Raw genomic sequence first — 14034 nt, forward strand, 5'->3', positions numbered from 1 at the left:
CGCCGGTTGCCCGGGCCGCGATCACCCGTTAAAAGGCGCGCGACGACAGATCAACGACGAAGGATGAGACGTCATGCGACGCCCCCTCGGCGCCCTGGCCGCTCTCGCCGCCTGCCTCCTCGCCGCCCCGGCCTCCGCAGCAGCCACGGCTGCCCAGGATCCGATTGGCGACCTCCTCCTTGGGGCCCTGACGGGATCAGCCCCGGGTACGCCTCAGTTCCGCCTGAAGGCGTCGCTCTACCATATCGGGGCCCGCGGCGTCGGCTCCTTCGACTCGCTCGGCTGCCGTGTGGTGGCGATGCGGACGGCCGCGATCGACACCCGCCTGATACCCCGCCGGACAATCCTGTTCATCGAGGAAACCGTTGGCTTGAGGATGCCCGACGGTCGCACCCACGATGGCTTCTGGTACGCCTCGGATACCGGCGGCGCGATCAAGGGCGAGCGCATCGACCTGTTCACGGGGTCCGGCTCGTCCTCGATGCGCGCCCTGATGCCCCTCAACATGTCCAGGCTGACCGTCAGCAAGGTCGGGCGGTTCGAGGGCTGCCCGCCGGGCTGAATCAGCTCTCGACGAAGGCCCGCTCCAGGACGTAGTCCCCGGGCTGGGCGAGAGAACCTTCGACAAACCCCCTGCCCTCGAGCAGCGGCTTCAGGTCCGCAAGGACGGAGGGGCCGCCGCAGAGCATGAGCCGGTCCACGTCCGGGTCCAGTTCAGGAAGTCCGAGATCCCGGCACATCTGCCCGGACGCGATGAGGTCCGTGATCCTGCCCCGGGTCGGGAAAGGCTCGCGGGTCACCGTCGGGTAGTAACGAAGCTTAGGCCCGATCATCTCTCCGAGAATCTCGTCGTTCGGCAGGTCACGCTCGAACAGGTCCCGATAGTTCAGGTCAGCCACCTGCCGGACAGTGTGAGTCACGACAACGGTTTCAAAGTGCTCGTAGACGTCCGGATCGCGGGCCAGAGAGAGCCAGGGAGCCAGACCGGTTCCCGTGCCGAGCATGTACAGCCGACGTCCGGGCTTAAGGCCGTCCAGGACAAGGGTGCCCGTCGGTTTGCGACCGACCAGGACCGTCTGCCCGACCTCGATGTCGCAAAGTCTGGAGGTCAGCGGTCCGTTGGGCGCCTTGATCGAGTAGAATTCCAGCTCATCATGCCAGGAGGGACTGGCGATAGAGTAGGCCCTGACCAGAGGCTTGCCCTCCACCATGAGGCCCACCATCACGAACTGCCCGCTCTGGAAACGGAAGCCGGGATCCCGGGTCGTCCGGAACGAGAATAGCCTGTCGGTCCAGTGCTGGACCCAGGTCACGGTCTCTTCTGCAAAGGCCCCGGTCTTCTTGGCGGGCGCGGCGGCGGCTTCGGTCACGTGTACTGTCCAGGCCTGGAGGAGCGATCAGATATCGCCGCCGAGGTCGGTCACCGCCCCCGGCGTCCGGGCGACGTGTATCCCGCATTCGGTCTTTTCGGAACCCGCCCAGCGTCCCGCCCGTACGTCCTGTCCCGCCTCGACCGGCTGGGTGCAGGGCCAGCAGCCGACGGAAGGATAGCCATGCTCCACAAGCGGATGCGGCGGCAGCTCGTGACGCGCCATATAGGCGTCGAGCGCGGCCTTGTCCCAGTTGGCGAGCGGATTGAACTTGATGCGGCCGTCCGCCCGCTCGACCACGGGCAGGGCCATCCTGTCCCCGCCATGAAAGCGCTTGCGACCCGTGATCCAGGCTTCAAAGCCCTCCAGCCCCCGCTCCAGAGGCAATACCTTTCGGACATCGCAGCAGGCATCGGTGCTGGTCCGCCACAGGTCGCTCTTGGGATCGGTCACTGCAAGGTCCGCGAAGGCCGGCCGCAGGTCCCGAACGCCGGTGAGACCCAGGCGCGCAGACAGGTTCCGGCGGTAATCCAGCGTCTGCGCAAAGAGCATTCCCGTGTCCAGGAAGAGAACCGGCAGGTCCGGTCTCTGGGCGGCGACCATGTGCAGAAGAACGGCGGACTCCGCCCCGAAGGAGGACACCAGGGCAAGGCTCTCCGGAAAGGTCTCTATCGCCCGGCTCAGGATTTCCTCCGGCTCGGCGCGCCGCAGCTCCGCGTCGAGACGGGCCTCCAGGCCCGGGAGTTCCGCGGGATCGTAAGCCATTTCAGCCTCCCTGACGCTCAACGAAGGCCGGTGATCTTTGGTCAGCCGCCCGCTGATAGACGTGGGTGTGCCTCGCTATGGCGGCGGCCCACTCCTCGGCGCTGGACCCATCGGCGGGCTCAAAGGCGTTGAAGCCACAGCGGGCCATGAACCCCGCCTGATCCCGCAAGACGTCGCCGACCGCCCGGATCTCGCCGCCGAAACCCAGGCGTGTCCGCAGAAGATGCGCCGAGGTGAAGGGCCGGCCGTCGCGGAACCGGGGAAAGGCGAGTGCGACCAGGGTGAGACCCGATAGCCGCCCTTCCAGCGCCTCAACCTCGTCGGCAGGCTCCAGCCGGACCCCGACCCTGCCGCCGGGTCTATCCCGGAGGGCCTGCTCCTCCGCCAGAAAGCGGGCCAGGCTGACGACGATATCGCCGCCGGGGTCGGGAGCCTCCTCCTCAAGGGTCACGAAGTCATCCTGCGCGTCGGCGCAGCGCTCGCCCTCCAGCCTAATGAGCCTCGGCATAGACAGCCTCCTTGAAGGGGGCGTCGCCCGTCCGCCGCAGGGTGTCCAGGAACCGCTCGCCCTCGCGCCGCTCTTTCAGATAGGCCTCGACAATCGCCTCGACGGCGTCGGTCACCCGATCGATCGGAAGGGCCGGGCCAAGCATCTTGCCGACCGCAGCATCCTCGGCCCCGGAACCGCCGAGGGTCAGCTGGTAGAATTCCTCACCCTTCTTGTCGACGCCCAGGATGCCGATGTGGCCCACGTGATGGTGGCCGCAGGCGTTGATGCAGCCGGAGATCTTGATCTTGAGTTCGCCGATGGCCTCGGCCCGGTCGGGCGTTTCGAACCGCCTGGCGATGTCCTGCGCCACACAGATCGCGCGGGCGTTGGCGAGGGCGCAGTAGTCCAGGCCGGGACAGGCGATGATGTCACTGATAAGGTTGATGTTCGGCGTCGCAAGGCCTGCGGCGTCCAGGATCTTCCAGACTTCGTGGAGATGCTCCAGCCGGACGTGCGGCAGGACGAGGTTCTGTTCGTGCGTCGAGCGGATTTCGCCCATCCCGAAGCGTTCCGCCAGATCGGCGACGACATCCATCTGATCGGCGGAGATGTCGCCGGGGGTCTCTCCGATCCCCTTGAGGGAAATGTCGACGATCCCGTAGCCCGGATGCACATGGGCCTTGAGATTGTTCCGAACAAAGCGGGCGAAGGCCGGCTCCCGGGCGCGCCGGTCCTCGAAGTCGCCGGTAGACGGGTCGGCCTTGAAATCCGGAACCGTAAACGCGTTTCGGATCCTGTCGATCTCAGCCTGCGGAAGATCGCCCGCCGGGCCGATCTTCGCCCACTCCGCCTCGACCTCCTGACCGAAGGCCTCGGCGCCCAGCGCCGCGACAAGGATCTTTATCCGCGCCTTGTAGATGTTGTCCCGGCGACCGTGCCGGTTGTAGACGCGAAGGATCGCCTCCAGGTAGGAGAACAGACGGTCAGAGGGCAGGAAGGCCCGGATGGTCGGCCCGACATACGGTGTCCGGCCCATGCCCCCGCCGACAATCACTTCGAAGCCAGTCTTGCCGTCGCGGCCCCGCCGCATCAGCAGACCGATGTCATGAACCCTGGCTGCGGTGCGGTCATGAGGCGAGGCCGTGACCGCGATCTTGAACTTCCTGGGCAGGAAGGAGAACTCGGGGTGAAGGCTCGACCATTGGCGGATCGCCTCGCACCAGACCCGGGGATCCTCCAGTTCATCGGCTGCGGCCCCGGCGTAGGGATCGGCGGTGACATTCCGGATGCAGTTGCCGCTGGTCTGGATCGCGTGCAGGTCCACCGCCGCAAGGGCGTCCAGAATGTCGGGCGCGTCCTCGAGCCTGACCCAGTTGAACTGGATGTTGGTCCGGGTAGTGAAGTGCCCGTATCCCCTGTCGAACCGCCGGGCGATATCGGCGAGGCCTCGCATCTGTCTGGGGTCAAGGGATCCGTAGGGAACAGCCACCCTCAGCATGTAGGCGTGCAACTGGAGGTAGAGTCCGTTCATCAGCCGCAGGGGCTTGAACTGATCCTCGGTGAGCTCGCCGGACATGCGGCGGCGCACCTGGTCCCGGAACTCAGCCGTTCGGTCGGCCAGAACGGCGCGGTCGATGGCGTCGTAACGATACATTCTGCCTCCTACTTCCGTCGGATCAGGTTGACACGGCCCGAGGAGCGCGCCGCGCCGTTCGCCTGCCGCAGGGCCTCGACAGCGCCGCCGCCTTCAGCCTGCTTTCCGTGATGCTCGTGATTGGTGGGTCCCAGGGCGCGGATGCGTTCCCGGTAGCTGACCGGCGCCCAGAAGCCGGCGCTCTCCACCAGTTCGATGAGATAGGGGTCGATGACGATGGTCGGCTGGCCCTTCGCCCGGGTCTCCGCCTCTGTCGCCAGCGCGTCATCATCGAAGACATCCGCCTCCGCGAGCCGCTCCACCCAGGCGCCCGCCTTCCAGAAGACGACTTCCCCATCGCTCAGCCGGTTTGCTGTCAGGGCCTTCATGCACGCTCCTCCCGGCGAAGGATCGCGGGCGCTGGACTGGACATGGCCCCCGACATCGCCTCGCCGATCACCAGCACCGCGGGCCCCGAATCTGTCGCGGCCGCCTCGGCGATGTTGCCGAGGACGGTCGTGACCCGGAGCTCATCGGACTGACTCGCGCGGAAGACCACCAGCGCTGGCGTGGAAGCCGGCCTGCCCGCGGCGATCAATCGCTCCGAGATCTTCCCGGCCGTACTTGCACCCATATAGATCACCACCGTCTGGTTCTCGCGCGCCAGGGCCTTCCAGTCGAGGTCTGGTTCCGCATCCCCGGAGGCGTGGCCGGTGACGAAGGTCACAGCCTGGGCGGACCGTCGGTGGGTCAGGGGCGCGCCGGCGCTGGCAGCGGCGGCGAGAGCGGCGGTCACGCCCGGGATGACCTCGCACGCGATCCCCGCCTCACGACAGGCCTCCAGCTCCTCGCCGCCCCGTCCGAAGATGAAGGGATCGCCCGCCTTGAGCCGGACGACCTGGAGCCCCTCGCGAGCAAGGGCCACCAGCAGCCTGTTGATCTCCTCCTGGGCGTAGGTATGCCGGGACTTCCTTTTCGCGACGGAGATGCGGCGCGCCTGCGCCGGCGCAAGGTCTAGGATGGCGTCGGGAACAAGGCCGTCGTGCACGACGACATCTGCGCTCGCCAGGATCCGGGCTGCACGAAGGGTCAACAGTTCGGGATCGCCCGGGCCCGCGCCCGTCAACCAGACCTTGCCGGGAACAGGAACGGGACGGGAAGACCCGGTTCCACCGCCTTCCACGACCACAAGATCGCGACGGCTGGATTTGGCTTTACGGCCGGCCATGGCGGAACGACTACCTTGCTCTGCGAGGCCTGCGCCCCGGGGTGAGTCCGTCTTCCACCCCAAAACTCGAGGCGGAAAGCGAAAGGCTTGCAAACTGGCGGTGTAGGGCTCAATTCGCAAGTCGAGGACTTCTGCCTCGGTGTTCAGGAAATCTCGTGAAGCGTCCGCCAGATCGTCGCCGCCTGCCCCCGCTCAACGCCCTGCGCGCCTTCGAGGCGGCGGCCCGGCATCTCAATTTCTCAAGGGCGGCCGATGAGTTGTCGGTGACGCCGGGCGCTGTTTCGCAGCAGATCCAGAACCTCGAGGATTATGTGGGCGCGCCCCTCTTCCGGCGGACGCCGAAGGGCCTCCTGCTCACCGACGCGGCCCAGACCGCCCTGCCCGCTCTCCGGGAGGCGTTCGACCGTCTCGCGGAGGCCGCCTCTCTGCTTACCGCAGCTGTGGACGGTCGCAGGCTGACCCTGACCGCTGCGCCCTCCTTCGCGGCCAAGTGGCTCGTGCCCAGGCTGGGACGCTTCGAGGCCTCCCATCCGCACGTCGACGTCTGGCTGTCAGCCGGGCTCGACCTTGTCGACCTGACGGCCGGCGAGGTGGACATCGCCCTCCGATACGGGGCGGGCCGCTATCCCGGAATGGAAGTTCGCAGACTGATCGGTGAAACCGTCATTCCCGTGCTCAGCCCGGAGCTTCACGCCGCCAATCCGCTGAACCGTCCCGAGGACCTCGCTCGCCACCTGCTCCTCCACGACGGGTCTCCTGAGCCCGATGACTCCTGCCCCGACTGGACCATGTGGCTCGCCGCCCGGGGGCTGCGTGACGTGGATGGGGCGCGCGGCCCGCGGTTCAATCAGTCCAGCCTCGTGATCGAGGCCGCCGTGAACGGCCGGGGCGTGGCCCTCGCCAAACGGACCCTGGCCCAGGACGACCTCGATGCGGGCCGGCTGGTGGCGCCCCTGCAGATCGCGACGGCCGTCGACTTCGCCTATTACCTGGTCCACCCGCAGGCCAAGGGACGGCTGCCTCAGGTCAAGGCGTTCATCAACTGGATCACAGCCGAGGCGGAGGCGCACGAGGCGTCTCTCCGAACCCTCGACAACGGGGCGGGGATCTAGCGATCCAGCCAGGCCTGGATCTCGATCTCCACGAGATCCAGCTCCGTGATGATGGTCTCGGCGTCTTCGAGTGCACCCATCTCCCAATCCTCGCAAAGATCCCCCAGGAAATGGGCGCCGACAGCGCGCCCGGCTCCCTTGAGCGTATGGACGGTGTCGGAGAACTCCGGACTGAAGCCGCGCTCGAGGACTTGCCGCCAGCGGCGGGACTCCGCGACGAAGATTCCGAGGACCTCCCGCATGAGGGTCTGGTCTCCCGCCGCAAGTCGGTCGAGGAAGTCAAAATCCACCCTCCGCCCCAGGCCCTCGGTGCTCATCTACCTGCTTCCTCCGGCCGGTCTTGCGTTCGACGCCGTTTCCAGTATTTTCCGCGCCCTTGCCTAGGGGCCGCGAAGCCCTGGTCGGCATGGGTGCATAGCTCAGTTGGTAGAGCAGCTGACTCTTAATCAGCGGGTCCAAGGTTCGAATCCTTGTGCACCCACCATCTTCCAGCCGGAAACCCGGTTTAGGAAGGGTGGACAACCTCAGGTGGAAGGGTGGCTTCAGGCCTCTCTCGTCTCCACCCTGTCCGACGCCCGAAGTTTTTCCAAGGCTCGCCCCCAGGGCGGCGTCCTTGACCCTCGGCGGTCGCCTGCTAGGACGGAGACACATGCCGCCACAAGAGGAGTCCGCGATGTCCGACGCACCCCAGCATCCCGAAACCCTTGTTCTCCACGCTGGCTGGCGGGCGGACCCGAGCACCGGCTCGGTAGCGGTGCCGATCCATCAGACCACCTCCTACCAGTTCCGCGACACCGGCCACGCGGCGGCCCTCTTCGGCCTGCAGGAACTCGGCAACATCTATACCCGCATCATGAACCCCACGACCGACGTGCTGGAGCAGCGCGTCTCGGCGCTGGAAGGCGGCGTCGGGGCGCTTGCGGTCGCATCCGGGCAGGCGGCCTCTGCCTTCGCCCTGCAGAACCTGGCCCGGGCGGGCGACAATGTGGTGTCCTCGACAGCCCTCTATGGCGGTACCTGGAACCTCTTCGCCAATACCCTGAAGGACCAGGGAATAGAGGTTCGCTTCGTCGATCCCGCCGATCCGGAGAACTTCCGTCGCGCCACCGACGACCGGACCCGCGCCTACTACGCCGAGACCCTTCCCAACCCGAAGCTGGAGGTGTTTCCGATCGCCGAGGTCGCCGCCATCGGGCGGGAGTTCGGCATCCCGCTGATCATGGACAATACGGCGGCCCCCCTCCTGGTCCGGCCCTTCGACCACGGGGCGGCCATCGTCGTGTACTCGGCGACCAAGTACCTGGGCGGTCACGGCACCTCGATCGGCGGCGTGATCGTCGATTCCGGGAAGTTCGACTGGGAAAGCCGGCCTGAGCGCCAGCCGCTGCTGAACACGCCGGACGCCTCCTACCACGGCGCCGTCTGGACCCAGGCCGTGAAGCCCCTCGGCCCCATCGCCTACATCCTGCGAGCCCGGGTCATCCTGCTGCGCGATCTGGGGGCGGCCCTGTCGCCGTTCAACGCCTTCCAGATCCTGCAGGGGATCGAGACCCTGGCCCTGCGGATGGAGAGGCACTGCGCAAACGCCACGGCCGTGGCCAGCTGGCTTCAGGGCCGAAAGGGCGTCGCCCGCGTGATCCATCCCTCCCTGCAGACGGGCGAGGCCCGCGCCCGGGCAGACCGGGTGATGAAGGGCGGCTATGGCGGGCTGGTGGGCTTCGAGCTCCAGGGCGGCCTCGAGTCCGGCAGGCGGTTCATCGACAGCCTGAAGCTCCTCTATCATGTCGCCAATATCGGCGACGCCCGGAGCCTCGCGATCCATCCCGCCTCGACCACACACTCGCAGCTCTCCGCCTCGGAGCAGGAAGCCACAGGGGTTTCAGCCGGGTACGTCCGGCTCTCGATCGGGATCGAGCACGTCGACGACATCATCGCAGACCTCGACCAGGCCATTTCTGCAGCCCTGGGCTGATCCCGCCTGCGGTCAGGCGGCGAGCATCAGCCTCGCCGCCTCGAGCAGGTAGAAGACACCGATCCCGGTCACGATCCAGCGGGTCCACCGCCGGAAGCCGTCGTCGCTCATCCGGTCGAGGATCAGCCCCCCCGCCCGGGTGCCTGCAAGGGACAAGAGAAGGGCGAGCGCCAGGATCCAGGCCGGGGGCATGCCCTCCCCACCCGCACGGAACAGCGCCGCGCCGTAGACCACGGTCTTGGCCAGGTGGGCCAGGACCTGTGTTGCGGCCTTCGTGGCGACGACGGCGTGTCGGCTCATCGATGTCCGGACGAAGAAGACGTCCAGGAGGGGCCCCGCCACGCCTGCTGTCAGGTTCAGGCCCGTCACCGAAAGTCCCGCAAGGACCGCGTGAAAGGGCCGCTCTGCATCCAGGCGCAGGCGGTCCCCGGGGATCCAGGTCAGGAGGGGCGTCAGCCCGAGGCAAAGGAAGAGAAGGACCCGGGACGGCGAGAAGGCGAGGAAGAAGACAAGACCCGAGGCGGCAAAGGCGCCCACCGCGTATCCGGCCAGGACCTTCCACCGGATATGGCGACGCTGGAGGAAGGCGCGCCCTCCGTTCGCCGCGAGTTGCAGCACCCCATGGGTCACAAAGGCGGCCTGCACGGGCAGGATGAGGGCGAGCACCCCCATCAGGACCAGGCCCCCGGCCATGCCGAACACGCTCGACAGGAGGGCTGTGGCGAAGGCTGCAACCAGGAGCGCCAAGGCTGCGGGCAGGCTCATGGCCGGGCGGCCGTGCTGATCAGCCGAACTCGATCAGCACCTCGTCGGCAGCGACCGACGCCCCGGCGGCGACCAGCACCTCCTTGACCACCCCGTCGCGCTCGGCGCGGATGATGTTCTGCATCTTCATGGCTTCGATGATCGCCACCTGCTCGCCGGAACGAACAGACTGGCCGGCCGAGACGTCGAGGGACACGACGAGACCCGGCATGGGGGAGATCACCAGCTTGGCGGTATCGGCGGCCTTCTTGGGCGGCAGCATGTCGTGCAACTGGGCCGAGCGCGGCGAAAGGACCAGGACACGGCTCGTTGCGGCACGGTGACGAACCACATAGCCCTCCGCTGCAGACTGAACCGCGCAGGCGAAGGCGCGGCCGTCGAGGACAGCCTTGAAAACGGGAAGACCAGGTCGCCACTCGATCCCCCAGAGGCTCAGGGCGCGGCCTTCTGCCAGGAGGTCGATCCGGAGGCCCTCCTCCTGGGTCCCGACGAGGACCGGCCTGTGAACGCCTGCGCCGATCACCACCCAGTCGTCACGCAGTCTGCCGCCTGCGGCGCGGCCGGCGATAACCCGGTGCATGGCGCACGCCACGGCGGTCATCAGGTCCTTCTGGAAGGCGTCGGGGGCCGCGCCTTGAAAGCCCTCGGGGAACTCGTCCTTGATGTAGGAAGTCGAAAGGCTTCCGGACCGAAAACGTTCCTGGTCCATGACGGCGGCGAGGAAGGGAATGTTCTGGCCAAGGCCCTCGATATGGAAGTCCTCCAGCGCCCTGCCCATGGCGTCGATGGCGGCGATGCGGTCCGGCCCCCAGGTCGAAAGCTTGGAGATCATCGGGTCGTAGTAAATCGAGATCTCGTCGCCCTCGCGGACACCGGCGTCGTTCCGGACCAGCGTTCCGCCTTCGGAGCTCCCCTCGACCGGCGGGCTGTACCGCACAAGGCGCCCGATCGAGGGCAGAAACCCGCGATAGGGGTCCTCTGCATAGATACGGCTCTCCATGGCCCAGCCCTTGATGGACAGATCCTCCTGCCGGAAGGCAAGCTTGTCTCCCCAGGCGGACCGGATCATCTGTTCCACGAGGTCGACGCCGGTGATCAGCTCTGTCACCGGGTGCTCAACCTGAAGGCGAGTGTTCATTTCAAGGAAATAGAAGCTGCGGTCCTGGCCGGCCACGAACTCCACGGTTCCGGCGCTGTCGTAGTTGACCGCCCTGGCCAGGGCCACCGCCTGTGCGCCCATGGCCGCCCGGGTCGCCTCGTCGAGAAGCGGCGAAGGGGCCTCCTCGATCACCTTCTGGTTCCGGCGCTGGATCGAACACTCGCGCTCAAAGAGGTGCACGACATTGCCATGCTTATCGCCCAGGATCTGGATCTCGATATGGCGGGGGCTCTCGATGAACTTCTCGATGAAAATCCGGTCGTCGCCGAAGCTGGCCTTCGCCTCGGCCCGAACGGCGGGGAAGCCCTCCTCGACGTCCTGACGGTTCCAGGCGACCCGGATGCCTTTGCCGCCGCCGCCGGCGGAGGCCTTGATCATTACTGGATAGCCGATGTCTTCGGCGATGCGGATGGCGTGGGCGGTGTCGTCGATCTCTCCCACGTGGCCCGGCACCACTGAGACATTGGCGCGGGCCGCGAACTTCTTCGACTCGATCTTGTCCCCCATGGCCTCGATGGCGTGGGGATTGGGACCAATGAACACGATCCCCTCGTCTGCGAGCCGCTTGGCGAAGCCGGCGTTCTCGGACAGGAACCCAAAGCCAGGATGGACGGCCTCGGCGCCAGTCGCCCGACAGGCCTCGACGATCTTGTCGGCCACCAGGTAGCTGGCGGATGCCGGCGCAGGGCCTATGAAGACGCTTTCGTCCGCCATCTCGACGGCCATCGAGTCCGCATCCGCCTCGGAGAAGACCACCACAGTAGCGATCCCCAGTCGGCGGCAGGTCTTGATGATCCGCACGGCGATCTCGCCGCGGTTGGCAATGAGGATCTTCCTGAACATCCAGCGCCCCTTGAACAGTACCGGGGATTCGGCGCATCGGGTGCTTCCACCCGGGACATCCGCCCCCTAGATTGCAGGCATGGACAAGCCCGCGATCTCTCCGTCTTCCTTCGACCTCACGCCACCCGACGCTGCGGAACGCAAGCGTCTTGAGTCCGGTCTGACGACCGAGGAGGCCGAGGTCCTGCTCCGACACGGCACCGAAGCGCCGTTCTGCGGAGGCCTTCTAAACAACAAGGCCGACGGGGTCTATTGCTGCCGGCTCTGCGGATTGCCCTTGTTCCAGGCCAGGACCAAGTTCGAGAGCGGGACGGGTTGGCCCAGCTTCTGGGCGCCCATCCATCCGGCCCACGTCATAGGCGTGCGAGACACCAGCTACGGCATGCTCCGGATCGAGACCCGATGCGCCCGGTGCGACAGCCACCAGGGCCACGTCTTCCCCGACGGCCCTCCGCCCACCCGCCTGCGGTACTGCATCAATTCTGTCTCGCTGGAGTTCACGCCAGCCGACCATGCCTTGCGCGACCCGCTTCAGCGTGGGGACGACATGGCGACCCTCGTGACCTGAGGAGCGCCTCCGCTATTTCTTCGTGCGCCGGCGGCGGGCGATGGCGCCCTTTTGGGCCTGGTCTTCCTCGTCATCGCTCATGATGTGGTCCAGGAGCTGGAAGAGGAAGGCGGTGGACCAGCCGATCAGCAGCATGCCGTTCACACCCTCCAGGACGCCCACGAGCCGCCAGTTCGCAGGAAGCAGTCCGGCCGCCTCCCCGATGGTGGAGTAGGAGCTGGTGGAGATGAAGAGAGCCTCCTCCAGGGAGTCGGTCAAACCCATGGCCCGGTAGGTCAGGGCGTAGAGCCAGATCTCCGCCCCGTGCACCACAAACAGCCCCAGGACGACGCCCATGGGAACGATCACGCGGTCCAGATGCACGAAGAGGAGAAAGCGCTCCAGGTGAAGTCGCACCAAACGCCGCAGTATGCCCAGGCCGATCAGGTGCATGACCACCGTCGCCGACACAAGCACCGTGGAGAGCAACAGCTGGGCGGCGAGATTGTGCACTCAGGACCTCAGGAAATCCCTGCCCGGAGGCGGATCAGAGGGGAATGTTGTCGTGCTTCTTCCAGGGATTGGACAGCACCTTCCCCTTCAGGTTGCGCAGGGACCGGGCAATGCGTCGCCGCGTCGAGTGGGGCGAGATCACGTCGTCGATATAGCCCCGTGAGGCCGCCACGAAGGGATTGGCGAACCGCGCCTTGTACTCCGCCTCCCGGGCAGCGATCGCCTCGGTGTCGCCGATCTCTGAGCGGAAGATGATCTCTACGGCGCCCTTCGACCCCATCACCGCGATCTCGGCGGAGGGCCAGGCGTAGTTGACGTCCCCGCGGATATGCTTGGAGCTCATCACGTCATAGGCCCCGCCGTAGGCCTTTCGGGTGATCAGGGTCACCTTGGGAACGGTGGCCTCAGCGAAGGCGAACAGGAGCTTGGCGCCATGCCGGATCAGCCCCCCCTGCTCCTGCTTGGTCCCCGGCATGAAGCCGGGCACGTCGACAAGGGTGACCAGGGGAATGTCGAAGGCGTCGCAGAACCGGACGAACCGCGCCGCCTTACGGGAGGAGTCAATGTCCAACACGCCGGCCAGCACCTGGGGCTGGTTCGCGACGATGCCGATGGTCGAACCCTCCATCCGGGCGAAGCCGCAGATGATGTTCTTGGCGTAGTCTGGCGATATCTCGAAGAAATCCGCCTCATCCACGATCTTCAGGATGAGTTCCTTCATATCGTAGGGCTTGTTCGGATTGGCGGGCACAAGCGTGTCCAGCGAGGGCTCGACTCGCTCGACGCTGTCATAGCTTTCCCGGGTCGGCGGCTTCTCGCGGTTCGACAGGGGCAGGAAGTCGATGAGGCGTCGCACCTGTGTCAGGGCCTCGAGGTCGTTCTCGAAGGCCCCGTCCGCGACGCCGGACTTCAGGGCATGGACGCGGTACCCGCCTAGTTCCTCGTGGGTAACCTCTTCATGGGTCACGGTGCGGACCACGTCCGGACCGGTGACGTACATGTAGCTGGTGTCCTTCACCATGAAGATGAAGTCGGTGATGGCCGGCGAATAGACGTCGCCTCCGGCGCAGGGCCCCATGATGACGCTGATCTGCGGGATCACCCCGGAAGCCAGGGTGTTCTGCAGGAAGATATCGGCGTATCCGGCGAGGCCGTCGACACCCTCCTGGATGCGGGCGCCGCCGGCGTCGAACAGGCCAATGATCGGGGCGCCGACCTTCAGGGCCTGCTCCTGGACCTTCACGATCTTGCGGGCGTGAGCGTTGGAAAGCGAACCGCCGAAGACTGTGAAATCCTTGGAAAACACGAAGACGACGCGGCCGTTGATGGTGCCCCAGCCGGTGACGACTCCGTCCCCGGCGACCTTCTGTTCGGCCATTCCGAAGTCCACCGCGCGGTGCTCGACGAACATGTCGAACTCCTCGAAGGAGCCCTCATCCAGCAGCAGATCCAGGCGCTCCCGCGCCGTCAGCTTGCCCTTGGCGTGCTGGGCGTCGATGCGGCGGCCCCCGCCTCCGGCCCGCGCTTCCGAGCGCCGCCGCTCGAGCTCCTCAAGGATTTCCTTCACCGCAGAACCCCGTGACGCATTGACGACAGGGGCAAAGCCCTAGTCGGAGCAGAGCCATGGCGCAAGGTCA

General features: G+C 66.5%; 15 protein-coding genes and 1 tRNA gene. 5 read left to right on the forward strand and 11 right to left on the reverse strand.

All coding sequences use genetic code 11. The features are described 5' to 3' along the window. Positions 1-73 precede the first annotated feature (73 nt). The gene (locus INE98_RS14200; protein ID WP_293539750.1) at positions 74-562 is read left to right on the forward strand and encodes a 3D domain-containing protein; all 489 of its coding nucleotides are present in this window, start codon (positions 74-76) and stop codon (positions 560-562) included. Position 563: 1 nt separating this feature from the next. Here the strand turns inward: INE98_RS14200 and INE98_RS14205 are convergent, their stop codons facing one another. From INE98_RS14205 to cobA, 6 genes are read right to left on the reverse strand one after another with little or no spacing between them, the layout of a single operon-like run. Beyond that, complete coding sequence (locus INE98_RS14205; protein WP_293539751.1) at positions 564-1370, reverse strand: ferredoxin--NADP reductase; 807 nt, start codon at positions 1368-1370, stop codon at positions 564-566. 27 nt (positions 1371-1397) lie between these two features. Further along, positions 1398-2135, reverse strand: coding sequence for a phosphoadenylyl-sulfate reductase (locus tag INE98_RS14210; protein WP_293539752.1), 738 nt, complete (start codon positions 2133-2135; stop codon positions 1398-1400). Position 2136: 1 nt separating this feature from the next. Then, positions 2137-2643 (reverse strand): DUF934 domain-containing protein, encoded by a 507-nt coding sequence (locus INE98_RS14215; RefSeq protein ID WP_293539753.1) that lies wholly within the window; start codon positions 2641-2643, stop codon positions 2137-2139. Continuing rightward, positions 2627-4279, reverse strand: a complete 1653-nt coding sequence (locus INE98_RS14220) for a nitrite/sulfite reductase (RefSeq protein ID WP_293539754.1) — start codon at positions 4277-4279, stop codon at positions 2627-2629. Before INE98_RS14220 ends, INE98_RS14215 begins: the two co-directional genes overlap by 17 nt. Positions 4280-4287: 8 nt before the next feature. Further along, the gene (locus INE98_RS14225; RefSeq protein WP_293539755.1) at positions 4288-4647 is read right to left on the reverse strand and encodes a DUF2849 domain-containing protein; all 360 of its coding nucleotides are present in this window, start codon (positions 4645-4647) and stop codon (positions 4288-4290) included. Beyond that, positions 4644-5486, reverse strand: a complete 843-nt coding sequence (cobA, locus tag INE98_RS14230) for a uroporphyrinogen-III C-methyltransferase (RefSeq protein ID WP_293539756.1) — start codon at positions 5484-5486, stop codon at positions 4644-4646. The genes INE98_RS14225 and cobA overlap by 4 nt, the downstream gene beginning before the upstream one ends. A gap of 155 nt (positions 5487-5641) precedes the next feature. On the opposite strand from cobA, the gene gcvA reads away from it, so the two are divergent. Continuing rightward, positions 5642-6598: a transcriptional regulator GcvA gene (gene gcvA, locus INE98_RS14235; protein WP_293539757.1), complete on the forward strand. Its 957-nt coding sequence runs from the start codon at positions 5642-5644 to the stop codon at positions 6596-6598. On the opposite strand, the gene INE98_RS14240 is transcribed toward gcvA, so the two are convergent. Then, the gene (locus INE98_RS14240) at positions 6595-6915 is read right to left on the reverse strand and encodes an Hpt domain-containing protein (protein ID WP_293539758.1); all 321 of its coding nucleotides are present in this window, start codon (positions 6913-6915) and stop codon (positions 6595-6597) included. The genes gcvA and INE98_RS14240 overlap by 4 nt on opposite strands. A 91-nt stretch (positions 6916-7006) precedes the next feature. Between INE98_RS14240 and INE98_RS14245 the strand changes: the two genes are divergently transcribed. Together INE98_RS14245 and INE98_RS14250 are read left to right on the forward strand one after the other, a co-directional pair. After that, positions 7007-7082: transfer RNA gene (locus tag INE98_RS14245), tRNA-Lys, on the forward strand. A gap of 189 nt (positions 7083-7271) precedes the next feature. Next, positions 7272-8570, forward strand: coding sequence for an O-acetylhomoserine aminocarboxypropyltransferase/cysteine synthase family protein (locus INE98_RS14250; RefSeq protein WP_293539759.1), 1299 nt, complete (start codon positions 7272-7274; stop codon positions 8568-8570). Between the two features lie 12 nt (positions 8571-8582). Here the strand turns inward: INE98_RS14250 and INE98_RS14255 are convergent, their stop codons facing one another. Beyond that, positions 8583-9335, reverse strand: a complete 753-nt coding sequence (locus INE98_RS14255) for a sulfite exporter TauE/SafE family protein (protein ID WP_293539760.1) — start codon at positions 9333-9335, stop codon at positions 8583-8585. Between the two features lie 19 nt (positions 9336-9354). Continuing rightward, positions 9355-11337, reverse strand: a complete 1983-nt coding sequence (locus tag INE98_RS14260; RefSeq protein ID WP_293539761.1) for an acetyl/propionyl/methylcrotonyl-CoA carboxylase subunit alpha — start codon at positions 11335-11337, stop codon at positions 9355-9357. A 79-nt stretch (positions 11338-11416) separates the two neighbouring features. Here INE98_RS14260 and msrB point away from each other — a divergent pair, with 79 nt between their 5' ends. Then, positions 11417-11905 (forward strand): peptide-methionine (R)-S-oxide reductase MsrB, encoded by a 489-nt coding sequence (gene msrB / locus INE98_RS14265; RefSeq protein WP_293539762.1) that lies wholly within the window; start codon positions 11417-11419, stop codon positions 11903-11905. 12 nt (positions 11906-11917) lie between these two features. On the opposite strand, the gene INE98_RS14270 is transcribed toward msrB, so the two are convergent. Beyond that, the gene (locus INE98_RS14270) at positions 11918-12397 is read right to left on the reverse strand and encodes a hypothetical protein (protein WP_293539763.1); all 480 of its coding nucleotides are present in this window, start codon (positions 12395-12397) and stop codon (positions 11918-11920) included. Positions 12398-12431: 34 nt separating this feature from the next. Continuing rightward, a complete protein-coding gene (locus tag INE98_RS14275) occupies positions 12432-13964 on the reverse strand; it encodes an acyl-CoA carboxylase subunit beta (protein WP_293539764.1) in 1533 nt (510 codons plus the stop codon). Between the last annotated feature and the right edge of the window lie 70 nt (positions 13965-14034).

Source organism: Phenylobacterium sp. (assembly GCF_020253645.1).
Classification (GTDB): domain Bacteria; phylum Pseudomonadota; class Alphaproteobacteria; order Caulobacterales; family Caulobacteraceae; genus Phenylobacterium.

Coding starts and splice junctions, on each gene's coding strand:
- INE98_RS14240 (WP_293539758.1), bottom strand. CDS start 6,915: ATGAGCACCGAGGGCCTGGGGCGGAGGGTGGATTTTGACTTCCTCGAC.
- INE98_RS14255 (WP_293539760.1), bottom strand. CDS start 9,335: ATGAGCCTGCCCGCAGCCTTGGCGCTCCTGGTTGCAGCCTTCGCCACA.
- INE98_RS14220 (WP_293539754.1), bottom strand. CDS start 4,279: ATGTATCGTTACGACGCCATCGACCGCGCCGTTCTGGCCGACCGAACG.
- INE98_RS14225 (WP_293539755.1), bottom strand. CDS start 4,647: ATGAAGGCCCTGACAGCAAACCGGCTGAGCGATGGGGAAGTCGTCTTC.
- INE98_RS14210 (WP_293539752.1), bottom strand. CDS start 2,135: ATGGCTTACGATCCCGCGGAACTCCCGGGCCTGGAGGCCCGTCTCGAC.
- INE98_RS14250 (WP_293539759.1), top strand. CDS start 7,272: ATGTCCGACGCACCCCAGCATCCCGAAACCCTTGTTCTCCACGCTGGC.
- INE98_RS14200 (WP_293539750.1), top strand. CDS start 74: ATGCGACGCCCCCTCGGCGCCCTGGCCGCTCTCGCCGCCTGCCTCCTC.
- INE98_RS14215 (WP_293539753.1), bottom strand. CDS start 2,643: ATGCCGAGGCTCATTAGGCTGGAGGGCGAGCGCTGCGCCGACGCGCAG.
- msrB (WP_293539762.1), top strand. CDS start 11,417: ATGGACAAGCCCGCGATCTCTCCGTCTTCCTTCGACCTCACGCCACCC.
- cobA (WP_293539756.1), bottom strand. CDS start 5,486: ATGGCCGGCCGTAAAGCCAAATCCAGCCGTCGCGATCTTGTGGTCGTG.
- INE98_RS14260 (WP_293539761.1), bottom strand. CDS start 11,337: ATGTTCAGGAAGATCCTCATTGCCAACCGCGGCGAGATCGCCGTGCGG.